Source organism: Flavobacterium sp., from assembly GCF_039930565.1.
GTDB lineage: Bacteria > Bacteroidota > Bacteroidia > Flavobacteriales > Flavobacteriaceae > Flavobacterium.
Window position 1 is genome coordinate 1 of sequence record NZ_JBDTTP010000032.1, and the last position, 24,223, is coordinate 24,223.

Below are 24,223 nucleotides of genomic sequence, written 5' to 3' on the forward strand. Positions count from 1 at the left end.
TAATAATAGGTTCAGGACCTATCGTTATTGGTCAAGCTTGTGAATTTGATTATGCAGGATCTCAATCTGCACGTTCTATCCGTGAAGAAGGAATTGAAGTTATCCTGATCAACTCTAATCCAGCGACAATTATGACCGATCCTAGTATGGCCGATCATATTTATCTGAAACCTTTAACGACTAAATCGATCATTGAAATTCTTAAAGCGCATCCACAAATTGATGCTGTTTTGCCAACGATGGGAGGACAGACGGCTTTGAATTTGTGTCTGGAAGCGGATGAAAAAGGAATCTGGGAGGATTTTGGAGTAAAAATGATTGGAGTTGATGTAAATGCCATCAATATTACGGAAGACAGAGAGCAGTTTAAACAATTGCTTCAAAAAATAAATGTTCCTACTGCACCAGCTAAAACAGCTACTTCCTTTCTTGAAGGAAAAGAAATTGCACAGGAATTCGGGTTTCCATTAGTTATTCGTCCTTCATTTACATTAGGAGGAACTGGAGCAGCGTTTGTACATAATAAAGAAGATTTTGACGAAAAACTAACCTACGGATTAGAAATGTCACCTATTCATGAAGTTTTGATCGACAAAGCTTTAATAGGCTGGAAAGAATATGAATTGGAACTTTTGAGAGATAAAAATGATAATGTTGTGATTATCTGTTCGATCGAAAATATGGATCCAATGGGAATTCATACCGGAGATTCGATTACCGTTGCGCCGGCGATGACTTTATCAGATACCACTTTCCAGAAATTACGTGATTATGCGATCTTAATGATGCGTAGCATCGGAAATTTTGCAGGAGGTTGTAACGTACAATTCGCAGTTTCGCCAGACGAAAAAGAAGATATTGTAGCTATCGAAATTAATCCTCGTGTGTCCCGTTCTTCTGCTTTGGCATCTAAAGCAACAGGATATCCAATTGCTAAAATTGCTTCTAAACTGGCTTTAGGGTACAATTTAGATGAGCTGCAAAACCAAATTACAAAATCTACTTCGGCTTTATTTGAGCCTACTTTGGATTATGTAATTGTAAAAATACCACGTTGGAACTTTGATAAATTTGAAGGAGCTGACAGGACTTTAGGGCTTCAGATGAAATCGGTTGGTGAGGTAATGGGAATTGGACGTTCGTTCCAGGAAGCACTACACAAAGCGACTCAATCATTAGAAATCAAAAGAAACGGCTTAGGTGCTGACGGAAAAGGATATACGAACTACGAACAAATTATCGAGAAACTGACTTTTGCAAGCTGGGATCGTGTTTTTGTAATTTATGATGCGATTGCAATGGGAATCCCATTGAGCCGTATTCATGAAATCACAAAAATCGATATGTGGTTCTTAAAACAATATGAGGAACTTTATACTTTAGAAAAAGAAATTTCAAACTATAAAGTATCTAATCTTCCTAAAGAACTTTTGCTTGAAGCCAAACAAAAAGGGTTTGCCGACAGACAGATTGCTCACATGGTGAATTGTCTTGAAAGTGAAGTGCATACTTTGCGTATGGAACAGAATATTAACCGTGTGTTTAAACTGGTTGATACTTGTGCTGCTGAATTTAAAGCACAAACACCTTATTACTATTCTACTTTCGAAGCTGAAATCGAAAAAGCAAACGGCGAACGTTATGTAGATAACGAAAGTATTGTAACGGATAAAAAGAAAATTATAGTTTTAGGCTCAGGGCCAAACAGAATTGGTCAGGGAATTGAGTTTGATTATTCTTGTGTACACGGAGTTTTGGCTGCAAAAGAATGCGGTTACGAAACCATTATGATCAACTGTAATCCTGAAACCGTTTCGACTGATTTTGATACGGCTGATAAATTATATTTCGAGCCTGTTTTCTGGGAACATATCTATGACATTATCCAACATGAAAAACCGGAAGGCGTTATTGTTCAGTTAGGTGGCCAGACTGCTTTGAAATTAGCTGAAAAATTGTCTAAATATGGAGTGAAAATTATCGGAACGAGTTTTGATGCGCTTGATTTAGCCGAAGACAGAGGACGTTTCTCTGAATTATTGACAGAATTAAATATTCCTTTTCCACAATTCGGAATCGCAGAAACGGCTGATGAAGCTTCTGCACTTGCTGATACTTTGGACTTCCCTTTATTGATTCGTCCTTCATATGTATTAGGAGGTCAGGGAATGAAAATTGTAATCAACAAAAAAGAACTGGAAGAGCACGTTATTAATTTATTGAAAACGATTCCAGGAAATAAATTATTATTAGATCATTATTTGGCAGGAGCAATAGAAGCGGAAGCAGATGCCATTTGTGATGCTGACGGTAATGTTTATATTATCGGAATTATGGAGCATATCGAACCTTGCGGAGTGCACTCCGGAGATAGTAATGCTACTTTGCCTCCTTTTAACTTGGGAGAATTCGTCATGCAACAGATAAAAGATCATACTGAAAAAATTGCTAGAGCTTTAAAAACAGTTGGTTTAATCAACATTCAGTTTGCGATTAAAGATGATACCGTTTACATTATCGAAGCAAATCCCAGAGCTTCCCGTACAGTGCCATTTATTGCAAAAGCATACGGAGAACCTTATGTGAACTACGCTACAAAAGTAATGTTAGGACACAATAAAGTAACAGATTTTGATTTTAACCCGCAATTAAAAGGATACGCGATCAAACAGCCGGTTTTCTCTTTCAGTAAATTCCAAAATGTAAACAAAGCATTAGGTCCGGAGATGAAATCAACAGGAGAAAGCATTTTGTTTATAGATGACTTAAAAGATGATCAGTTTTATGAATTGTACTCCAGAAGAAAAATGTATTTGAGTAAATAATCTCAAATCCTGATATAAAAAAAGCTCCATTTATGGAGCTTTTTTTATTAAATGTATTTTGACAATCTATATTTGTTTCTTTTTAAGTTTTAATTCTTTATTACCTTAAATGTTCTTTTTGTATTTCCATAAACGGCAACTACAGTGTAAATTCCTGTACTCAGTTGATTTCCTATAGTTATAGCCTGATTGGTATAAAAATCAGTTCCGGAGAAACAAACCGAACCTTTCATATCAATTATTTTCATATTTATTTGTTGAGTAGTTTCGCTTTTAATTTTTATTGAAGTTTCGTTTGTGAAAGGATTTGGGTAAAATACCATTGTCTTATCTTCAGAAATGATATCATTAATTCCAAGGACACCTTCATCTAAAACATCAATATAATTAAAATTAAATTTTGATTTATAGTGCAGTTTGATATAATTTTCACCTTGGGGTAAATTAATTCCGGTGACAATTTTATCTGTGTAAGTTTGTAACCCGCCTGTTGCCGGAAAAGTTTCGTCTGTTTTTATTACAACACCATTTACGCTAATATCAAATTTGCCTTCAAGTAAGGAAGCTACTCTAAAGGTCATTTTATAAGAACTCGCTTTAGATACATTTATCATATATTCATTCCAATCTCCTGCATCAGCAAAGCAAACATTTTGAGTAGTTCCTCCGTCGGTTGTGTTTTGTAATGCTGTTCCTTTACGGCGGTAATGCTTATTAGCAATGATTCTGCCTGGTACATTCATTTTTTTTGTAGTGTAAGGCACGTTAAGGTACGCTGTCCCTATGGGTTTTATTTCTCCGCTATTGGCCCCAAGCAACTGCCCTTCGAGCATATCAGTCCAGTTTGCAGGCACTCTGCCGGTAAACCAGGAATAGCGGTAAATATCAGGATCATTTTCAAAAGCAGTTACAACATTCTTCATGAAATTGGTTTTATCAGTAGCCGATTGTACTACTCTATTTGCAAATTCTGTAACCCAAATTGGTATGTTGTATTTTTTTAATAATGATGTTACTCCAACAATATCTCCCGAGGTAGCATCATAAGTGTGAAATGCAATATAATCTACTTTACAGGTTGGACAAAGACTAAAGAATTCATCATGCCATGCAATTGGACTTTGGTATCCGCCATAATTGGAAGGGCCATTAAAGGCAGGAGAAGCACTGACAATCTCTAACCCTTTTGCTGCGGCTATTTTTTCAATATTTGGCCATGCATCTACAGCTTCCTGAGGTGTTAATCTTGCACCATCATTAAAGTTAGGTTCATTAAAAGCTAATAAGTATTTGGCTCCTGGTTTTATGGTTGCAATAAACGCATCAGGATTATTTATCTTACCCCAGGCCATTGGAACAAACTCGACACCAAGTGTGGCATAATCAGAATCAACTTGTGAATCTGGTACTGGCGACCAATTATACCACCAGGAAATCCCAGGTCTTAAAGCATTCAAATCAGCTACAGTATGATATCCATACGCTATTCCGCGTTTTGGACTTACCTGCGCATAATTATTGTCGAAAAATATTGTTCCTAACAAGAATGAAGCGAAAGCTAACTTTTTTAACATAAAAGAGGTTTTTTGGTTTTAAATTAATTTCCAAATATATTTCAACGTAACTTTAGTTTATTATTTAATTTCATATCAAAAATGCATCAACTTTAATATGACTTTAATTTTATCAAAAGTTAGATAAAGTATTATTTGTTTTGTAATTATTATGAAAAAAGGCTCCATTATGAAGCCTTTTTTATTGTATATTATTCGTTTTGATTGAACGACATATTATCCCGGGTGTTTTTTTGTACAGAAATAGCGCCAAATAAAGCTAGTAAAAAAGCAAAAGCATAAAAGCCTTTTTCACTTGGTAAAATGGTTGCATTCCATAATCCAACAATCAATAACACAATGGATAAAAGTGTTCCAAACCAACAGATGCCATAATACATATCTGTTACAGGAAGGTTCTCAAGTCTGTCCCTTACACTTTTTTGCAATGAAACTACAGCAAATAATCCAAACATTAATACTGTGAAATAATATCCTTTTTCATTTAACAGCATTTCCGCTCTTGCAAGTCCAACTATAAATCCTATTGTTCCTGCTCCAAGAGCTACCCATGATGCTGCTATAAAAGCATTTGATGTTTTTTGTACCATAATTATTTAGTAATCTTTTTTTGGTTAGACAACAAATATAATTAAATTCAGTTCACATTATTATAAATAGAACAGGTTTTGCAAGGTAAAATCTTTCAAATATTTTAAATAAAAAAAGCTCCATAGTGGAGCTGTTTTTATTTAATATGGCAGTTATTATTTAACAAATTCCTGCAAAAGCTTTAACTGCTCTAAGTCTATATTGGATTGTTTCAAAACTGACATCAGTGTCATGATGTTATTTGGATTCATATCTTTTCCTAAAACACGCACTACAGCAAAACCATTTTCTTTTCTGTTAGCAAAAATTATGAATTCCTCGATGTTCTCATCAGTACCAACAAAACTTACAGAAGCGCCATCTTTACCGGAACCAACCTTCATTAATTCCTGGTATTTTGGATTTTTTAAAATTGCTTTTACTTTTGCTCTCTCTGTTTCAAATTGTGCCTGATTTTTATCATTAGCCTTGAATGCCAAAATATTCATTTTATCAAAAGAATTCAAAGCTTCAGTTTGTTCTGCAGATAATTTTGTCTTGTCAATATTTAAAATATTGGGTGATACATCAAGTGCAATGAAATTCTTGTTGTCTGTATTTTCTACAAAATATTTTTGTAGTGATGGTTCAGAATTACAACTTATCAAAGTTAATAGTCCTAAAATGGCTGAGGTAAAAAAATATGCTTTCATCTTATTTTTTGCTTTTTGAGGCTTTCTTTAAATCTGTGCCGCCTGGCAGTTTCATTTTGTCAGTCAGTACTGATATTTCATTTAAATCAAAATTGCCGATTAAAGACAACAATACAGTATCTTCATTTTTTGCACCATCAATAAACATGAATAACTCCTTTATTTTAGTATCGTTGACAGCCGATTTTACATAAATTTTTACATTTTTGCCACTATCATTAATACGCATCAGCTCTTCAAGGTTTGCTGATTTAATGTATTTATCTGCAGAAAGCTTCATGTCCGCTTCTATCTTAGCATTTTTTGTAGTAAATACTCTCAAGTTATCCAGTTTTTTTATTAAAGCCATATATTGTTGTGTCTCCTTATCAGACGGGTCTACTTTTACTTTACTCATTATGTCAAACATTTTTTTGTTGACAATTACTGAGGTTACGTCATCCTGACCATCAAATTTATCAAATGCATTTTGGGCATAAAAAGCATGGGTAAAAAAAGCTAAAACTATTGTTATGATGAAATTTTTAGTCATGCTTTTTTTATTGTTTTTTCTGTATTCCTGAATCGTTGATTTCATTTTTTTATTTGTTTATTGTTTGAAAATTTTGTTTTTTGATTGTTCGTATTCTTTAATGTATTGTACACTTTCGATACCTACATTGACTTTGTTTGATAATAATGCCAAAGCTTTTTGCGTTGCGGCTAAAGCTTCTTCAGGATCATCATAAGTTCCTAATTCTGTTTGCGCTACAACCGGCGGTGTATTTTTTTCGCTTACATAATAGGTTCCAATTCCCAGTAAAACAACAACAGAAGCTGCAATTGATAACCACGCTACATTTCGTTTTTTAGTTTGTAGTGGAATTGCTTTGTCTGTTCGGACCAGGCTCTCGGGTACCTGCGTCGATTTTTGTTCTTTTACCTGAGAGAAATAACCAAAAAGTGGTTGGTATTGCTGTAAATGCTGCGCAACATTTGGTGAGGAAAAATAGTCTTTTAATTCTTTTTCTTCGGCAATAGTGCTTTCTCCCTGAAAGTATTTTTCTAATATTATTTCTATTTTATCTAATTCCATATTGATGTGTATTAATCATTGATTCTCTTATTTTTTTTCTCGCTCTCGAAAGTGCCACACGAATAGCAGTTTCATTCATATTGACAATTTTTGCAATTTCATCAAATTCGTATTGTTCAACATCTCGTAACTGAATTAATATTTGTTGCTGTTCAGGCAACTGGCTCATTATTTTTCCAACCCATTCTAAACTATCAGAGTCTTCCAGTTTTTTATCTAATTGCGGTTCACGATCGGTATAATTGTTATGTACTATTTTAAGGTTACCGGCCCGTTTTGATTTTAACTGGTCCAGACAATAATTTTTGGTCATTGTCATTGCAACAGCTTCAATATTATTATAGGTATCTAAGTTGTCTTTTTTGTTCCATAACTTTACCATTACTTCCTGAGTTGCATCTTCGGCTTCTTCAGTACTGGTAAGTAATCGTTTTGCCAGACGAAAAACTTTGTCTTTAAAAGGATTAATTAATTCTATAAATGCAATTTGATTCATGTCTGGTTATTTTTTTTATTATAGTCAGATGCATTAAAATATTTTGATTTTACGACTAATTTACAGTCGGATTCATTGCATATTCCAGGTTTGGTTTGTTAACTTATATAGTCAAGACGAAGTAGTTTTATTTTTGTTACATTCACATTAAAAAAATGTTGTAAAAAAAACCGTAAATTTATTACAGTTAAAACTAAAGGTACTATTTTTACGTTAATACTTTATTGAAAACCAATTTTATGAAAACAATATTAAAAAGTCTTATCCTTTTATTTTTAGCAATATTCAGTTTGCAATCTTGTGATGATCAGGATGATGTTGATACTCCGGCTGATTTACAAGTGAATGATTTTATTTGGAAAGGACTAAATCAGTATTATTTATGGCAGGCCGATGTTCCGAATTTAGCTGATAACCGTTTTGCAAATCAGGAAGCTTTGAATTCTTTTTTAGCAGGATATTCAAAGCCAGAAGATTTATTTGAAGATTTATTAAATAAACCGGATAGTAAATTTCCTAACGGAGGTGCAATTGACCGTTTTAGCTGGATAGTTGATGACTACACCGTTTTAGAACAAGAGCTTCAGGGTACTTCAAAAAGTGATGGTATTGATTTCAGGCTGAGTAGGGTTTCTCAAAATTCAGATGATTTGGTAGGGTATGTGCGTTACATTTTACCAAATTCAGATGCTTCATCAAAAAGCATTAAGAGGGGTGACCTTTTCACTGGAATTAACGGAACCAAACTTACAATCTCCAATTATCAAAGTTTATTAAGTTTAGACAGCTACACCTTAAATATGGCTGATCTAAGTAATAATACAATAACTCCCAACGGAAAATCGGTTTCATTGACTAAAACAATTTTAGATGAAAACCCTGTTTACATCAATAAGGTAATTACTTCAGGAGGTTATAAGATTGGATATCTGATGTACAATGGATTTTATGCTAATTATGATTTACAGCTAAATGCTGCTTTTGCACAATTGAAATCAGAAGGAGTTACCGATTTAGTTTTAGATTTGCGATATAACGGAGGTGGCTCAGTACAGACTGCGACTTATTTGGCGAGTATGATTACGGGACAATTTAAAGACCAGATTTTTTCTAAGCAAAAATGGAATGATAAAATTAATGCCTATTTTGCAAGTGAGGATTCAGAATTGCTTAATAATAGGTTTACGGATAAAATTAATGCAACTCCTATCAATAGTCTGAATTTGACTAAAGTATATATTTTAACTACTGATGGTACTGCTTCAGCAAGTGAATTGGTTATTAACGGATTGAAGCCTTATGTTACTGTAGTGCAGATAGGTGATAAAACTGTGGGGAAAAATGTTGGTTCAATCACTTTATATGATTCGGAAACATTTAATAAGAAAGATGTTAATCCAAGCCATAAGTATGCGATGCAGCCTTTAGTTTTAAAAATAGTAAACGCATCTGATTTTGGTGATTATACTGATGGTTTGGAACCTACATATCAGCAACTTGAATATGTTTCTACTATGGGTGTTCTTGGAGATCAGTCTGAACCTTTGCTAAATAAAGCTATTTCTCAAATTACCGGGGCAACGGCAAAAAGAATACAACAGAACAGAGCACAATCATTACCAACTTTCATAGACTCGAAGGCAATGGGAGGTATAAGAAACCAAATGTATGTTGATAAAGTTCCCGAAGGGCTTTTAAAAGCATTAAAATAATATATTAAAAAAAGGCTTTCAGAAATGAAAGCCTTTTTAACAAAAGTCCAAAAACAAAAACTAATTCTCTAAGAATTATTTTATGACTATTTTTTTAATAGTTTTTCTTTCCTGAATACTTACTTCAAATAAATAAGTTCCGGCTTTTAAATCAGAAACCGCAATTTCCTTATGATAGCCATTAGATAGTTTTTTAACGATCTGACCAGTGATATTATAAATTGTAATGCTACTTTCTTGTTCATTATTATTTATATAAACAATATCTGATGCAGGATTTGGGTATAGGCTTATTGAATTTTCTTCAAAATCGTTATTGCCTAACATTGTTTTTTGATTAATTACACCAATAGCGTTCAAGTCAAATCCTCCTGAGCCAAATGCTGTTGCATACGGTTCATTTATGATGTTTCCTTTACTGTCATATGTAGCGTAAAGGGAATTAATTGTTCCAACAACATCAATTATTTTTATATGGGTAATATTGTCTTTATCCAGCAGTAAATTGTCCGGAATATCTGAAACATCAAAAGGAGTTCCGTAACCACTAATATATTTTCCAGCCAGATTATTAATGTAACGGCAGTCAATTCCGGCAAAGGAGCCAACCTGTGTAGCTGTTTGTGTTTCACTGTGAGATGGAAATCTGAAAAAATTAACTCCATCTGAACTTACTTCCACAAAAGCTAACTCTAAAAACGCAAATCCGGGACCACCAGTTAGAAATCCATTTTCAAAAACGGCAAAATCATATCCGGATCCGTTTACAATTGGTGCAGCAAAAGTTGCAATAGCACTGCCTCCATCTCCTAATGATACTACAGATGTACCTGAGCCGCCAATGGCGCTATTATTGTCGCCAACATTTGCATAGGGACCATTTGGTTTAGAGATGTCCTGAAGGCCTCTTGTTACTGTAATTCCAGTTGCCCATTCTACAAATAGGGTGCTGTTTTTAGGAATTGCGGTAGTACCCACTTGTCCTGCAGCAGGTGCGTAGGATTGTGCTGTCATTAGACAAGATGTAAATAATAAACTATAAAGTAATTTTTTTATCATATTTATTAGTTTTAAATGCCCTTATAAAAAACTATAAGGGCATTTTGTTTTTCTAATTGTTTGAATAAAATCCGTTTGGTCCAATTCCTACATTTACTGTTTTTAAAACAGTTCCTGTTGAAGAATATACAGTTACAATTCCGTCTTTTGTAAATCCGTTTGCATTACCGGAGTAAATTTTTCCATCAATAACTCCAAACCCGTAAAAAGTAGAATATTGTACATAAGTAGTAGAAAATATGGGAGTTGTGCTAAAACTTGCAGCATTCAGATCCATTGCATAGACATCTCCTTCTTGAGTGTAATAAATTTTACTTCCATCAATATCCATATTTGATGCCCCTTTTAAAGTAGTAGATTCCAGAGATGTTGAATTGTCAGTTGTTGTATTAATTTTATATAGTTTACTTTGAGTGTCGTTTCCGCATAATACATAAACACTTCCATCTTTTTCTTCAATAGAATTTACACCGTCTTCCAGAATAAGAGTTTTAGAAATAGTATTGTTTGAAGGATTGATTACCGTTACTTCATTTCCGTAACCATAAGCAGCGTTCATAACGTAAAGTTTATTATTTGCCACCACAATTTTCTCAATTGTTTTGTTTACCGGAATCGAAGCTATATAAGCATACGTTGTAGCATCATAAACTGTCACTGCTTCAGAGATAGCATTTGTTACATATAGTTTATTGTTCAAAACTACACTGTAACGAGGGTTTTCAAGTTTCTCAGTAATGGTTCCAAGGCTTGCAAAAGTATATCTGTTAACAACCTCTACTTCGTTAGAATTGTTTACTACAATATATGCTTTATCATCACTAAAACTTAATGATTGTGCTACATCTCCTAATACTTTTGCAGGGTTTACAACAGTAAATATGTTGTTTTGGAAAGTCTCTAAATCATTCGAAATATAAGATACTGAAGCATTTGGCGTTCCAAAATTCCCTTCGTTTAAAATTAATACACCATTGTCATATGCTCCTAACGGAATATCATTTTCTGTATTATCATCGCTGCTGCAAGAAGTAAATAAAAAGGCAGTTGCAATAATTCCTAAATAAAGATTTTTTAATTTCATGTTTTAATAATTAAGGTTTAAATAAATAGATAAATTTCGCCCTGGCATAAAACGGCTGGGCAAAGCTTCATATTTTTCGTTCCAAAGATTGGCTACTTTGAAGCCTATTTTACAGATTTTCTTTTTGCTGAAATTATAATCTATTCCGACATTCGAAACATTATAGGCATCCAGAATGTATTTTGGGTTATTATCAGAAGTGGTAAAGATTTCTCCTGTATACATTATTTGATAGTAGGCAGACAATTTTTTATAATAATAGGATAATGATCCTGTAAGTTTGTGATAAGGAACATAAAATAGCTGTTTATTAGTAGTATCATCCAAAGAAACAGTGTAAGCATACGTTCCGCTAAAATCAAAAGTATGTTTGTTTACATTTTTTTGCCATCCCAAAAGAGCTTCGGCTCCATAAATTGATACTTTGTCGGTATTTACGGGTGACCAATTTCCACTATTGTTAGGCAGCCAGCGAATCATATCTTTAATTTTCATCGCATATCCGGTAATACTTAATCGTAAGTTTTTATATTTAAACTGGTTACCTATTTCTGCCTGATAGGAGCTTTCGGGCCTTAAATCAGGATTTCCACTGCCTTCCCAATATAAATCATTGAAAGTTGGAACTCTGTAGTTTCTGGATAAATTTAGTTTAAACTGATAAAAATCTGAAAAGTTATAGCGGGATCCAACAGAAAAAAGTATAGGGCTTTTGTAAACATCCGATATTTCTTTTCGCCCACTAATTTCATAATTCCATTTTTCTGTCAGCATGTGTTTAAATAAAACACTTACTCCGCCAATTTCACGACTGCTTTTTCCAATTCCTGAACCAATTCCACTATTTTTCGTATAATCTAAAATAGTACTGACTTTTATTTTTGATGATAATTCATAATCAATATCGTATTTTCCAATAAAACTTTTGACACCGCCTGAAGTAAATCCATCTCTTTTGATGTCTTCAAAATAGTTGTAATGTTCCGTTATGTAAGCCAGTTTCAAATTAGAATTAAATTTGCTAAAGGAACTTGTCCAGGTTAATAAATTACGGGTGTTATAATCCTGATATTTTGTTTTGGTTGCGTTAGGTGATGTTAATGAAAAGTGACGTTCCCCATCATAAACCTGGCTGTAAAGTTTGATGCTGTTTGTAGTGTTTATTTTATATCCAAAAGCCACATCAAGAACATTATTATAATATTGGCCGTTTGTATTTCTGCCTTCCTGACCAACAAATTTAAAATCGTTATCAGAGCTGTTTCGTGTAAAACTAACGTCTAAACTTATTTTTTTTGTAGCAGCAGTAATTCCATAAATAGCACTTAAGGTATTAAAATCACCATAATTAATTTGCAGGTCATTTTTGAAGGTATCGGTAAATTTCAACTCATTGTTAAGATGAATCGTTCCTCCAATTGCACCACTTCCGTAAACAACGCTTCCGCCACCAGCTTTTACATCAATAGAATTGAAACTTCTTGTAGAAATAGTATTAAAATCCGTTTGGCCCAAAAGCTGGGAGTTGATATTAATTCCATTCCAGACAACAACTGTCTGTTGTGACGTAGTTCCTCTAAAAGAAGGTGAAGAGGTCATGCCTAAGCCATTTTCCTTAAAATAAATTACAGTATTGTAATTTAAAAGTGATGTAAGGGAAGCCTGGTTTTTATTTATAAGAGAATCGCTTAACCTTTGTACAGATTGTGTATTGGAAAAATTTTTAAGATTAGTGTCAGAAACTACAACTTCTTTTAATTTGGTAACAGAGTCATGCTGCGCCAAAATAATCTGGCACAAAAGAAGCAGGCAAAAAGCGAAACGTTTTTTTAAAGTCATAATTTCTACACTCTTTTTCCCGAGAGTTCGATATTTGTTATAAAGGCAGGTCTCCTGGCTTGCGTCTTGTTGTTTACCTTCCCATCACGCAGCGTGACAGTGGTTTTGTAGATAACAACAAGCATTCTTAAAAAGAACTAAGCTTACAGTTGCGGGTACAGCTCAAGATTTTTAATTTTAAAATGTTTAAAATCAGTCACTTGATTCCCTTTTAATGTGTTTTTAAATTCAAAACACAACCTTAATTGGGTGCAAAGATAAAGTTAAAAAAATGTAAATTTCAAATTTGTTTTACTTTTTAAAATAATTTCGAAACAAAACAAGGCTTAAAATCTATTTTAATGACTTGCCCAAAATCAACTTTATTCTGAAAAGCATCTTTTAAAGGCAATGAAGTATGATGACATAAAAAACTTCTAATGCTACCGGCATGAGCAACAATAACAATTGGTTGATCTGTTTTTTTTGAAATTTGCTCTGATAAAAAACGCTCGGTTCTTTTGTGTAATTCAACAAAAGATTCTCCATTGGAAACACCAATATTTACAAAATCTTCCATCCATGGATTAAGTTGTTCAGGTGGAATGTCATTCCAGTTTTTCATTTCCCAATCGCCAAAATTCATTTCCATTAATCGGGTATCTTCGTGATAAGAAATGGTCTTGATTTTGTTTTGAATGTATTTTGCCAAAGTAACGCATCGTTTCAATGGGCTCGAAAAAATGATTGCTTCATTAGGTAATTGCGACAGTATATTTTCAAAAGTATTTTCAAAAGGTTCAGCCAAATCCACATCAGATTGTCCGTAACAAATTCCTTTTTCGCAGATGGTTTCCGTATGACGGACTAAATAAATTTCCATAAAAAAAGAAGGCTTAAATAAAAAATAACTTCACAAACTTGTTGCGTTGCACCTAAACAATCTCCTGTATAGCCATCAATCCATTTCTGAAAATAACGTGCTAAAAAATAACGTGTCAGGAAAATGGGAAGTAGGACAAGCAGAATTTTATATTGAAAATACGAGAGCACAAATAACGGAAGCAGTCCAAAGAAAAATGAACCGAAAACTTCTTTCCAACTATGTTTTTTTGCAATAGGCTTACTTTTGCTTGAAGCGTCATCACGCGAATATTCATGTGTGAAAATAATAGAAATCGCTACCAAACGGCTCAAAGCATGAGCTGAAACAAACAATAGATAAATTTGAGAAAGGCCAATTGTAGTATTGATTTGATAAAGTGAAATTGATTCTGAAAGCAATTTGAATTTCAATAAAAAAAGCAAAACCAGACCAATAGCTCCATACGCTCCAATAGCACTGTCTTTCATGATTGTCAGAATTTTTTCTTTGGTCCAGCCACCGCCAAAACCATCGCAGACATCTGCAAAGCCATCCTCATGAAAAGCTCCGGTGGTTAGTACTGAAGCAATAAATGAGAGGATAACAGCGGTTTCAATTGATAGAAAAAGCGAAGAAATATAAAAAACTAAAAATGAAATACTGCCAACAATCCAGCCGATTAAAGGGAAATAGCGTGTTGCTTTGTTTAAATAATCCGGATTATGATCAATTTTTTTTGGACAGGGAATTCGGGTATAAAACATTAAGCAGGTAAAGAAAATATGTAGTTCTTTTTTCATTGAAAGATTTGTTTTTATTTTGATTAAGATTGAAAGATCTTTATTTGAATAGCCTCCTGCTTTAGCTGGAGGATAATGTAAGATATATGGAAAAAGCTTTAGCCGAATTCTATTTGTTGAGTCCAAATTTCGTAAAGATTTCATCTTCTTGAAAAGTTTTTCTTTTATGATGCTCTTCCTGATTTTTAATATAATCTCTTACCTTATCAATTATAGATTCTGAAACAGAAAATGCAAAATATTCATCCTGCCACTCAAACTTTTCTTTGGTCAGCTGATTTTTATTAATCCAAAATGAAGATTCACCTTTAATTAATTGCATGATTTTCTGGATACTTTGATCTACTCCTAATGAAACAAGGCAATGGCAGTGATCTGAATATCCATTTATAAAATCAATAAAAATTCCTTTTTCTTTAGCGTTTCCTTTAATATGATTCCAAACTTTCTGACGCAATTCTGATGTGTTCAAATAGGGAACTCTATTTTTAGTGCTCCAAACAAAATGAATGTAAACTTTAATTAGTGACATGAGTCAAAGTTTTGATTAAATGTATTTCTGAAAATTTAATTCTGTTTTTAATTCAGGTTTGAGTTTTATGGAATGTGCCAAAAGTAAAAGTTTGGCTAAAGCCTTTTGATATCTAAATAATTTCCTAAAGCAGGAGGCTATTCAAACTGTTGCTGCCAATAAAGTCGCGGCTCACAACTATTTCCGACTCACCTTAGCACTCTCAAAACTCGCCATTTCATTCAAAAAAGCTTCTGCTGATTTTAAAATAGGAAAGGCTACAGCACAGCCGGTTCCTTCGCCAAGACGCAAATCTAAATTTAAAATTGGTTTTGCCTGTAAATAATCTAATAATTTTTGATGTGCTTTTTCGGCTGAGCAATGGCAAAAAACGGCATTTTTATGAATGTCGGGATTTATTTTTGAAGCAATCAAAAACGCCACACTGCAAATAAAACCATCAACCAGAATAATCATTTTATTTTCTAAAGCCGTTAATATTCCGCCTGCTATTTGTATAATTTCAAAACCTCCAAAATAGGCAAGTTGATGCATTAATTCGGTAGGACCGGAATAATTTTCAATCGCTTTTTTGAGCAGGTTTTGTTTCTGAATCAGTTTTTCGTCATCAACTCCGGTTCCTTTTCCAACGCATTCTTCAATAGAAAATCCAGTCAAAAGACTCATCAAAACCGAAGCTGTAGACGTATTTCCAATTCCCATTTCACCAAAACCAATACAGTTGGAATCTGTTTTTCCAATAGCTTCAACAATTGACTTTCCTTTTTCAAAACACAAATGCAATTCGGTTTCACTCATTGCCGGAGCATTCAAAAAGGATTGCGTTCCCTTTGCGATTTTTGCATTAATCAATTTAGTATTCGTAGGAAAATCATAATTGACTCCTGAATCTACAATAGATAATTCGATATTATGCTGCTTGCAAAAAACATTTATTGCAGCACCGCCTTCCAAAAAATTGCCTACCATTTGACGCGTAACATCTTGCGGATAAGCACTAACGCCATGATTTGCAATACCGTGATCTGCTGCAAAAACAACAATGTTTGGTTTTGTAATTTTTGGTTCCAAAGTTTCAAAAACCGTTCCTAACTGAAAAGCCAAAGTTTCCAAAGTTCCCAAAGCACCAACAGGTTTCGTTTTAGAATCTATTTTTTCTTGTAAAAGCTGATTGAAATTTGTTGAATTCTTAGCTTCAGTTTTTACCTTTAAATTGAATTCAGCAACATAACTTTCCGCAATATTTTTAATTTCGGTACAATTCGGAGTTTCTGATTTTTGCTTCCAGCTTAATTGCTGCAGCATCGGTTGGTTGTCGTAATTCGTAGCGGGTTTTCCAATACAGAAATAGCCCAAAGGTTCAATGTTATCAGGTAAATTGAGTATTTTTTTAAATTGATAATAATTCAAAATAGAAACCCATCCCATTCCGTAACCTTGTTCTGTTAGCGAAAGCCAGATATTTTGTGCCGCACAAACCGAACTGAATTTTACCGCTTCATTACTTCCAACGGTTCCAATCGTAAACTGGTTGAGAACTGATCTGTCGTAGGCAATAATAAGTCCAATTGGTGCTTCTTCAATTGCTTCCAGTTTCAGTGATTTATAATGTTCTTTTTGCTCTGGATTATCCGTCAGTTCTTCTGCTTTTTTATTATAATCCAAAAATAAATCCTTAATTGCACTTTTTACTTCAGCCGACTTGATGATAAAATACCGCGTAGCATCTGTCAAACCAACAGAAGGTGCCCAATGTCCGGCCTGCAAAGCTTTCTGAATCACATCGTCCGGAACTTCGTCAGTTGTAAAGTGTCGGGTATCACGACGCGATTTTAAAATATCATCTAAATAACTCATAGCAATTAACCTTTTATCTTAACCGGAATTCCAGAAACCATCAAAACCACTTCATCAGCTTTCGAAGCCAGAAACTGATTCATCCAGCCTTGCAGTTCGGTAAATTTTCTGCCGATATGCGTTTCTGCATGAACGCCCATTCCAATTTCGTTGGTTACAATTATCAGGGTGGCATTTTCCTGGGCAGCCATCAAAAGAAATTCTTTTTTAGCCTCTTCCAAACTTAAAGTTACGTCATTTTTGGTATCCACAAAAAAATTCGTCAGCCAAAGCGTTACGCAATCAATCAAGGCAACTTTTCCTGAAAAATCAATTTCACTCAACTGTTTTTCTTTCTCCATATTCGTCCATCTTTCGTCCCGTTCCTGCTGATGGCGATCGATTCTGTTCTGAAAATCATCGTCCCATTTTCTTGCCGTAGCGACATAAATTGGTGTTTGTGAAAGTTGTAAAGCTAAATTTTGTGCATAACTGCTTTTTCCGGACCGTTCACCGCCGGTAATTAAGTAAATCATTTTTTAGTATTATTTGGGCGTTCCCTACGGTCGGGCTATTCGTTTCAAGTCCTCGCAAAATTCCATTCCATTTCATTTTGCTGTGGGCTTTCCACTGCTATCCCTAACGCAATTCGGTATACCAGTTATTTAGTTTATTAGTAAATTTTAAATTGATAAGGGCAATGACGACAACTGTTTCCGCAACAACTTCCTCTTTTCAAATGGAACCAGGCTTTAAAAACGTAATTGCCATTTTCAATATAATAATCAATTCCTTCAATTAGTTTTTCTTTTTTGGGCAATGATATTGCTTTATTTGCAAGAGCTGTTTCAGGTGTAATTGTCTCAATATAAGCCTCAATTTTATCTTCGCAGGCTTCCTTAAAACAATTGGGACAAAGACAATCTGATTCTTCAGAAAGATCGAAAATGGGAGGGAAATCATTGCACCAACATTTCTCTTCAGCAGAAATATCACCACATCGAAAAGCGGATTGGCATCCCGAACAGATCTTTGTTTTTATTGCATTCATGATGTAAAGATACAGTTTGTTGAATTTTTTACGATTAAAAATAAACAGGAAATTTAGAAATTGCGCTACCTTTGTTCTTACCCAAAACATGAAATATGAAAATTTCTTTATCAAAATCAGTATTCTTTATATCATTTTTTATTCTTACCGGATGTAAAAAAAATGAAACTGAAGCAGTTACAGAAATCAAAATTGCAAAAAATTATATCGAATATGCTTCAGGACTTTCTATTGTAAAACACGAAGGATATTCTGTAGTAACAGTTTCAAATCCGTGGCCGAACGCCAATAAAAATTTTACTTATATTTTAACAGAGAAAGACGCAAAAGTTCCGGATAGTTTACACGAATATACAGTAATCAAAGTTCCTTTGGAATCGGTTGTAGTAACTTCCACAACTAATATTCCGTTTCTTGAAATGCTCGATGTCGAAAATAAACTGACAGGTTTTCCACATACCGATTATATTTCATCAGAGAAAACCAGAGCATTAATTGACAAAGGTTCAGTGAAAAATGTGGGTCAGAACGAAAAATTAAACATAGAACAATTAATAGAATTATCACCGGATCTAATTGTAACTTTTGGGGTGGACAACAACAATCCAATGCTCGACAATTTGAAAAAAAGCGGTTTGAATGTTTTGATACAAGCCGATTGGATGGAGCAGTCTCCACTAGGAAAAGCCGAATGGGTTAAACTTTACGGAGCCTTATTTGGCAAAGAAGAGAAAGCAAAAGAATTGTTTGATAAAATCGTGACAAGTTACAATCAGGCGAAAAAATTAGTAGCTGAAAAACCGGCAATTTCAACCGTTTTATATGGTTCCATGTACGAAGATGTCTGGTACGTCGCCAAAGGAAATAGCTGGGTGGCACAATTTATGAAAGATGCACAGGCCAATTATTTATGGGCCAGCCTGGAAGGATCAGGAAGCCAGGGATTGTCTTTCGAAAAAATACTCGACAAAGCCAAATCTGCCCATTTTTGGATTGCAACAGGATCAGTAAAATCATTGAATGAATTCGCAAAAATGAATCCACATTACAGCGAGTTTGATGCTTTTAAAAATAAAACCATTTACACGTTCGAAGGAAAATTAGGTGCAACCGGAGGAACCATTTATTATGAAACATCTCCAAGCCGCCCCGATTTGGTTCTAAAAGATTATATCAAGATTTTTCATCCGGATCTATTGCCAAGCTATGAGTTTACTTTTGCTTCAAAACTGAATTAAATTGGCAGACAAAAAGCGCAATACGATTTTATTTATTCTCCTTGGTTTGGGACTTATTTTAATGTTTTTTACCAGCATTAGTTTAGGTTCTGTCACTATTCCGTTTAAAGAGGTATATACAAGTCTAACCGGAGGTCAGGCCACTAAATCAACTTGGGAATATATCATTATCAACTACCGTTTACCCAAAGCTATTACAGCAGTTTTAGTGGGAACCGGATTATCAATAAGCGGTTTGCTGATGCAGACTTTATTCCGGAATCCACTTGCAGGGCCTTATGTTTTGGGATTAAGTTCCGGAGCAAGTTTAGGAGTGGCGTTTGTAATTTTGGGAGCAGGTTTTTTACCGCCTTTTCTACAAATTATTGCCTTGTCATCCTACGGAATCGTTTTGGCTTCTACTTTTGGAAGTACACTTGTTTTGCTATTGGTTTTAGTAGTTTCACAAAAATTACGGGATACAATGGCAATCCTGATTGTCGGATTGATGTTTGGAAGTTTTACCACGGCAATTGTGAGCGTTTTAACCTATTTCAGTACTGCCGAACAGCTTCAGAAATTTACTTTTTGGTCATTGGGAAATCTCGGAAATCTTTCCTGGAAATCTATTTGTGTTTTAGCAGTTTGCGTTTGTTTGGGTTTAGCTTTAAGTGCTACCAGCATCAAACCTTTAAACGCCTTGCTTTTGGGAGAAAATTATGCAAAAAGTATGGGAATGAATTACAACAAAGCCAGACTGATCATCATTTTTGCCACCAGCATTCTGGCAGGAAGTATTACAGCTTTCGCAGGTCCGATTGCTTTTATAGGATTAGCAGTTCCGCATATTGCAAAACTGACTTTTCATACCAGTAATCATGCTGTTTTGTTTTGGAGTACCTTGTTTTATGGCGCTATCATAATGTTGTTTTGCGATGTAGTTTCTCAAATGCCGGGCTTTGATATTACGCTTCCCATAAACGCGATTACGTCAATAATTGGTGCTCCGGTTGTGATTTGGTTATTGGTAAGAAAAAGAAATTTTACGTAATAACTTACAAATATTTATTATATTAGTTTTTTAAACACATAGAAACATAGTTTTTATTTCAATTAGATAATTAATGATTACTCAAAAGTATTTGAATGACTTAACGTATGAAGTTGTTGGGGCCTCAATAGAAGTCCATAAAATAATAGGAAGAGGATTGTTAGAAAATGTTTATCATCAATGTTTGAAAGAAGAGCTTTCACAAAGAAAATTAAATTTTTTCACAGAGATGAAAGTTCCAATACTTTATAAAGATAAAGAATTGACTGCAGATTTACGATGTGATCTATTTGTTGAAAATTGCTTGGTAGTTGAGTTGAAGACCGTTTCTGAAATCAATTCAATACACCAGGCTCAACTTTTAACTTATATGAAACTATTAAAAGCTCCGAAAGGGATCATAATTAATTTCAACTGTTTTAATATCTTCAAAGAAGGGCAAAGAACATTTGTAAACGAATATTTCAAATTATTACCTAACTTATAAGTCAAGACTATGTGAATTTTACAAGTAAATCTAAACTAAACTTTTAAGTTAAAATAGTATCTATGTTTCTATGTGTTAGAAAAAAAAGTATCTGTATAAAAATGAAAAATATCCTAACAACAACAGATTTAAGTATTGGTTATAAGTCCGGTAAAACAGCTGTGACTATTGCACAAGATCTAAATTTGAATCTGACTTCAGGAAAACTAATCTCTCTAATTGGTGCCAACGGAATTGGGAAATCTACTTTACTGAGAACCATTACCGGAATTCAGCAGCCTTTATCTGGAAATGTTTTTCTGAATGATAAAAATATAAACACCTACAAACCTTTAGATTTAGCGCAAAATCTAAGTTTGGTTTTAACCGAAAAACTCCCGTCAAGCAACCTTTCCGTATTTGAATTAATCGCTTTGGGCCGTCAGCCTTACACCAACTGGATAGGAACTTTATCCCAAGCCGATATCGAAAAAGTTCAGGAAGCGATGCAACTGACACAAATCGAACATTTAGCTTCAAAAAGACATTTCGAAATCAGCGATGGACAATTACAAAAGGTTTTAATAGCAAGAGCATTGGCACAAGATACGCCACTTATCATTTTAGATGAACCCACAACACATCTTGATTTATTGCACAAAGTTTCCTTGTTTAAATTGCTGAAAAAACTAACTCAGGAAACCCAAAAATGTATTTTATTTTCGACACACGATATCGATTTGGCGATTCAGTTGAGCGATGAAATGATTATCATGACACCAGAAATGGTAGTGCAGGATGAACCTTGTAATTTAATTTCAAAAGGAAGTTTTGCAACTTTGTTCAAGGATGAAAATATTGTTTTTGATGCTGAAAAAGGGAAGTTTATAGTAACTTAAGAATTGTTTTTTTCAAAGCGTACTCTGTAAACATGAAGTGCATTTTCCAGTTCATGATTTTTTATATTAAAATCCTCGACATCGATTTCCTCATTATTAAATACTAGATAATTGCCTGAAATGCTATCATTACGTACTTTATTCCAGTAAACTAACTTTTTATTTTTCAATTGAATACCTTTGGTGTTTATTATAATTTGAGGCTTTTCATCTCGTAATTTTTTAGTTAGATCATAGATTAGATAAAAGCCTATAGCTGAGGAGATTATTATCATCCAAATACTTTCGAAAAAATAATAAGTTATAGCAGAAAGAGAGGAAAGATAAATTGACAATTTAGTTATTAATGTAATAGTTGAATAGTAAATAATTGTTTCCTCAGGTACGGTATTGTCATCTGTGAAGATATCCTTTTCACGAAATTTTCCTTCTAATAATTTTAGTTTTGATTTTTGCTCTTCACTTTTGAACTCACTTTTTTCAAACCAGCTTCCACTTTGCCAAATTAGTTTCTCGTCTATTGCCTTTTGCTTTAACTCATGTACATTCCGTACATTTTCAAAAGCCCAAATTTTCCATTTATTTACGTAATAGCTCCACACTAGCCAGCCAGATAAAAAACCAACAATGAAAGTTATGGGAATAATCCATCCGGTAATTATTTCCAGATAAAATAACAAAAGGCCTAAACTTATAGTTCCTACAATGATCATCGTCGGCAAGAGAACTAGTTTTGCTCTACCTTTTTTTAAAGCTTCATTAACGGTAACAATCTTATCCATAATTATCTTTTCAATCCAATCTGCCTTTTAGCTTCCCCAACCACAAAAGCCACAGAATTAGCAATATTAAAACTACGGATTAGTTTCGACATCGGAATCGTTAAATGATTTTCGAAACGAGCTAAAACTTCCTTGCTTAAACCCACACTTTCTTTTCCGAAAACCAGCCAGTCTCCATCCTGAAAATCAGTTTGCAAATATGACTTTTCAGCATGCGAACTCATCAAAAACACACGTGACAAATCCGGAATCTGCTGAATCCATTCTTCTAAATTCTGATATTCTGTCACGTCAAGATGTACCCAGTAATCCAGTCCGGAACGTTTCAGGTTTTTATCGTTAATCACAAATCCAAAAGGATGAATTAAGTGCAATCGGCTTTCAGTTCCCACACATAATCTTCCTATGTTTCCGGTATTGTTTGGTATTTCCGGCTCTACAAGAACAACGTTTAGCATTATTTTAGATTAAAAGATTAAAAGATTAAAAGATTAAAATAAATTATCTAATTGACATATTTTTAAATTATCTAATTATCTAATTGACACATTATCTAATTGAAAGGAAGTAACTTCCAAAACTTCACCTGCTTTCAGATTTTGCAAATGTACATTTCCTATCCGAACACGCACCAAACGCAAAGTCGGAAAACCAACGGCGGCCGTCATTTTTCGAACCTGGCGAAACTTTCCTTCATTAACTGTTATCGAAACCCATGAAGTTGGCCCGTGTCGCTCGTCCCTGATTTTTTTGGCTCTTGGTCCAAAATCCGGAAGATCAGAGACTATAAAAGCTTTACAAGGTTTGGTGGTGTATTTACCACCATCAAAACCAATTTCAACTCCTTTTTGCAATTGTTCAATCGCTTCAGACGTAATTATACCATCAACCTGAACATAATATTCTTTGTCCACTTTATTACTTCTTATCTGTTCACTTACTTTTCCGTCAGTGGTCAGAAAAAGCAAGCCTTCTGAATCTTCATCAAGCCTTCCTATGGACATTGTTCCATTGGGGAAATCATATAATTCTCCCAAAAGCTTTTTCTTCCTTTTTAATTCATAAATAAATTGGCTGAGATAGCCGTAAGGTTTAAAAAGAATAAAGTGTTGGTGCATATTATTTTTTTTTGAATGCAAAGATAGTCTTGTTTGATAAGCATTGAAAATTATTCCTTAATAAACCAAAAGCTATGTTAAAGGAATTAATTTTCAACTTCAAAATTCGTAATATTAAGTATTAATACTAAAAAATAAAATATGGAAACGAATAATTTAGGCTCTAAAAAGATAAACGGAGTACAAAAAAATACAGACGAATCTAAAGGAAAAAATGTTTCGCATGACGTAAAATCGGAAGATGCAAATTTAAAAAAAGAAGTTGTTGCCGACAAACAAGGGAATAAAGAAACAGTAGAAAGGGCACGAAATGAAAACGAGGATATCCAAAAAGTAAAAGGTGATGTAAATGTGGAGAATGCTAATGCAAATCGTGGTGTTTCATCAGATGAAGAAGCGAAAAAAACAGTCGAAAACAAGGATCTAAATTCGGATATAACGCCAAATCGATATCCAAATTCTAATCCCGATAATCATGAAGACAGAGGAAATATGAAATTAGATGAGCAGTAACCTGCCGTTAAAAAAGGTGTTTCCGATCTTATAAAACAGAAATTATAGCCATTTTTAAATATTGAAAAATCTTTCTAAAATGGCTTTATGTGTGAGAATAATGGAAAGAATCAGAAAATAATTAAATTATTTTGATAAATGCTTATAAAAATGCGTTTAATAACTTT

At 33.8% G+C, this 24,223-nt stretch carries 25 protein-coding genes and 1 riboswitch; of the genes, 7 read left to right on the forward strand and 18 right to left on the reverse strand.

The genetic code is table 11. The features are described 5' to 3' along the window. The first annotated feature begins 2 nt into the window (after nucleotides 1-2). Entirely contained in the window at nucleotides 3-2,825 is a 2,823-nt protein-coding gene (gene carB, locus ABI657_RS09785; RefSeq protein ID WP_348097071.1) for a carbamoyl-phosphate synthase large subunit, read from the forward strand. A gap of 89 nt (nucleotides 2,826-2,914) precedes the next feature. On the opposite strand, the gene ABI657_RS09790 is transcribed toward carB, so the two are convergent. The 6 genes from ABI657_RS09790 to ABI657_RS09815 all read right to left on the reverse strand — a co-directional run bounded on the left by ABI657_RS09790 (nucleotide 2,915) and on the right by ABI657_RS09815 (nucleotide 7,253). Beyond that, complete coding sequence (locus ABI657_RS09790) at nucleotides 2,915-4,399, reverse strand: glycosyl hydrolase (protein ID WP_348097072.1); 1,485 nt, start codon at nucleotides 4,397-4,399, stop codon at nucleotides 2,915-2,917. Between the two features lie 191 nt (nucleotides 4,400-4,590). Further along, nucleotides 4,591-4,989: an inner membrane protein YiaA gene (gene yiaA, locus ABI657_RS09795; RefSeq protein WP_348097073.1), complete on the reverse strand. Its 399-nt coding sequence runs from the start codon at nucleotides 4,987-4,989 to the stop codon at nucleotides 4,591-4,593. Between the two features lie 156 nt (nucleotides 4,990-5,145). Beyond that, nucleotides 5,146-5,682 (reverse strand): DUF4252 domain-containing protein, encoded by a 537-nt coding sequence (locus ABI657_RS09800; RefSeq protein WP_348097074.1) that lies wholly within the window; start codon nucleotides 5,680-5,682, stop codon nucleotides 5,146-5,148. Nucleotide 5,683: 1 nt separating this feature from the next. Then, on the reverse strand, nucleotides 5,684-6,259 hold the full coding sequence (locus tag ABI657_RS09805) for a DUF4252 domain-containing protein (RefSeq protein ID WP_348097075.1): 576 nt from the start codon (nucleotides 6,257-6,259) through the stop codon (nucleotides 5,684-5,686). A gap of 12 nt (nucleotides 6,260-6,271) precedes the next feature. Next, nucleotides 6,272-6,757, reverse strand: a complete 486-nt coding sequence (locus ABI657_RS09810; protein ID WP_348097076.1) for a hypothetical protein — start codon at nucleotides 6,755-6,757, stop codon at nucleotides 6,272-6,274. Continuing rightward, nucleotides 6,744-7,253 carry a sigma-70 family RNA polymerase sigma factor gene (locus ABI657_RS09815; protein WP_348097077.1) on the reverse strand — a complete coding sequence of 170 codons (510 nt, stop codon included), beginning with the start codon at nucleotides 7,251-7,253 and terminating at the stop codon, nucleotides 6,744-6,746. Before ABI657_RS09815 ends, ABI657_RS09810 begins: the two co-directional genes overlap by 14 nt. A 239-nt stretch (nucleotides 7,254-7,492) precedes the next feature. Here ABI657_RS09815 and ABI657_RS09820 point away from each other — a divergent pair, with 239 nt between their 5' ends. Next, on the forward strand, nucleotides 7,493-8,965 hold the full coding sequence (locus tag ABI657_RS09820) for a S41 family peptidase (protein ID WP_348097078.1): 1,473 nt from the start codon (nucleotides 7,493-7,495) through the stop codon (nucleotides 8,963-8,965). Between the two features lie 75 nt (nucleotides 8,966-9,040). Here ABI657_RS09820 and ABI657_RS09825 read toward each other — a convergent pair whose 3' ends face one another. The 9 genes from ABI657_RS09825 to ABI657_RS09865 all read right to left on the reverse strand — a co-directional run bounded on the left by ABI657_RS09825 (nucleotide 9,041) and on the right by ABI657_RS09865 (nucleotide 18,010). Further along, nucleotides 9,041-10,024, reverse strand: a complete 984-nt coding sequence (locus tag ABI657_RS09825) for a T9SS type A sorting domain-containing protein (protein WP_348097079.1) — start codon at nucleotides 10,022-10,024, stop codon at nucleotides 9,041-9,043. A 52-nt stretch (nucleotides 10,025-10,076) separates the two neighbouring features. Beyond that, nucleotides 10,077-11,108, reverse strand: a complete 1,032-nt coding sequence (locus tag ABI657_RS09830; protein ID WP_348097080.1) for a DUF5074 domain-containing protein — start codon at nucleotides 11,106-11,108, stop codon at nucleotides 10,077-10,079. A gap of 3 nt (nucleotides 11,109-11,111) precedes the next feature. Next, nucleotides 11,112-12,947: a TonB-dependent receptor gene (locus ABI657_RS09835; RefSeq protein ID WP_348097081.1), complete on the reverse strand. Its 1,836-nt coding sequence runs from the start codon at nucleotides 12,945-12,947 to the stop codon at nucleotides 11,112-11,114. Nucleotides 12,948-12,973: 26 nt separating this feature from the next. Beyond that, nucleotides 12,974-13,206: riboswitch (cobalamin riboswitch) on the reverse strand. A 39-nt stretch (nucleotides 13,207-13,245) separates the two neighbouring features. Next, the gene (cobC, locus tag ABI657_RS09840) at nucleotides 13,246-13,809 is read right to left on the reverse strand and encodes an alpha-ribazole phosphatase (protein ID WP_348097082.1); all 564 of its coding nucleotides are present in this window, start codon (nucleotides 13,807-13,809) and stop codon (nucleotides 13,246-13,248) included. After that, nucleotides 13,794-14,591 carry an adenosylcobinamide-GDP ribazoletransferase gene (locus ABI657_RS09845; RefSeq protein WP_348097083.1) on the reverse strand — a complete coding sequence of 266 codons (798 nt, stop codon included), beginning with the start codon at nucleotides 14,589-14,591 and terminating at the stop codon, nucleotides 13,794-13,796. The genes cobC and ABI657_RS09845 overlap by 16 nt, the downstream gene beginning before the upstream one ends. Before the next feature lie 109 nt (nucleotides 14,592-14,700). Beyond that, nucleotides 14,701-15,123, reverse strand: coding sequence for an IS200/IS605 family transposase (tnpA, locus tag ABI657_RS09850; protein WP_348097084.1), 423 nt, complete (start codon nucleotides 15,121-15,123; stop codon nucleotides 14,701-14,703). Between the two features lie 177 nt (nucleotides 15,124-15,300). Further along, nucleotides 15,301-16,980, reverse strand: coding sequence for a nicotinate-nucleotide--dimethylbenzimidazole phosphoribosyltransferase (gene cobT, locus ABI657_RS09855; RefSeq protein WP_348097085.1), 1,680 nt, complete (start codon nucleotides 16,978-16,980; stop codon nucleotides 15,301-15,303). A 5-nt stretch (nucleotides 16,981-16,985) separates the two neighbouring features. Then, nucleotides 16,986-17,495: a bifunctional adenosylcobinamide kinase/adenosylcobinamide-phosphate guanylyltransferase gene (gene cobU, locus ABI657_RS09860; protein ID WP_348097086.1), complete on the reverse strand. Its 510-nt coding sequence runs from the start codon at nucleotides 17,493-17,495 to the stop codon at nucleotides 16,986-16,988. 137 nt (nucleotides 17,496-17,632) lie between these two features. Then, nucleotides 17,633-18,010 (reverse strand): DUF5522 domain-containing protein, encoded by a 378-nt coding sequence (locus ABI657_RS09865; protein ID WP_348097087.1) that lies wholly within the window; start codon nucleotides 18,008-18,010, stop codon nucleotides 17,633-17,635. A 95-nt stretch (nucleotides 18,011-18,105) separates the two neighbouring features. Between ABI657_RS09865 and ABI657_RS09870 the strand changes: the two genes are divergently transcribed. From ABI657_RS09870 to ABI657_RS09885, 4 genes are all read left to right on the forward strand, one after another. After that, the gene (locus ABI657_RS09870; RefSeq protein ID WP_348097088.1) at nucleotides 18,106-19,248 is read left to right on the forward strand and encodes an ABC transporter substrate-binding protein; all 1,143 of its coding nucleotides are present in this window, start codon (nucleotides 18,106-18,108) and stop codon (nucleotides 19,246-19,248) included. 61 nt (nucleotides 19,249-19,309) lie between these two features. Next, a complete protein-coding gene (locus tag ABI657_RS09875; RefSeq protein WP_348097112.1) occupies nucleotides 19,310-20,278 on the forward strand; it encodes an iron ABC transporter permease in 969 nt (322 codons plus the stop codon). Between the two features lie 73 nt (nucleotides 20,279-20,351). Continuing rightward, complete coding sequence (locus ABI657_RS09880) at nucleotides 20,352-20,765, forward strand: GxxExxY protein (protein WP_348097089.1); 414 nt, start codon at nucleotides 20,352-20,354, stop codon at nucleotides 20,763-20,765. A 101-nt stretch (nucleotides 20,766-20,866) separates the two neighbouring features. Next, on the forward strand, nucleotides 20,867-21,643 hold the full coding sequence (locus ABI657_RS09885) for an ABC transporter ATP-binding protein (protein WP_348097090.1): 777 nt from the start codon (nucleotides 20,867-20,869) through the stop codon (nucleotides 21,641-21,643). Here ABI657_RS09885 and ABI657_RS09890 read toward each other — a convergent pair. From ABI657_RS09890 to ABI657_RS09900, 3 genes are all read right to left on the reverse strand, one after another. Continuing rightward, nucleotides 21,640-22,425, reverse strand: a complete 786-nt coding sequence (locus tag ABI657_RS09890) for a hypothetical protein (RefSeq protein ID WP_348097091.1) — start codon at nucleotides 22,423-22,425, stop codon at nucleotides 21,640-21,642. The two genes, ABI657_RS09885 and ABI657_RS09890, sit on opposite strands and share 4 nt — an antisense overlap. A gap of 2 nt (nucleotides 22,426-22,427) precedes the next feature. Further along, entirely contained in the window at nucleotides 22,428-22,883 is a 456-nt protein-coding gene (locus ABI657_RS09895) for a tRNA (cytidine(34)-2'-O)-methyltransferase (RefSeq protein ID WP_348097092.1), read from the reverse strand. Nucleotides 22,884-22,958: 75 nt separating this feature from the next. After that, nucleotides 22,959-23,543: a pseudouridine synthase gene (locus ABI657_RS09900; protein WP_348097093.1), complete on the reverse strand. Its 585-nt coding sequence runs from the start codon at nucleotides 23,541-23,543 to the stop codon at nucleotides 22,959-22,961. 141 nt (nucleotides 23,544-23,684) lie between these two features. Between ABI657_RS09900 and ABI657_RS09905 the strand changes: the two genes are divergently transcribed. Further along, entirely contained in the window at nucleotides 23,685-24,056 is a 372-nt protein-coding gene (locus ABI657_RS09905) for a hypothetical protein (RefSeq protein ID WP_348097094.1), read from the forward strand. The last annotated feature ends 167 nt before the right edge of the window (nucleotides 24,057-24,223 follow it).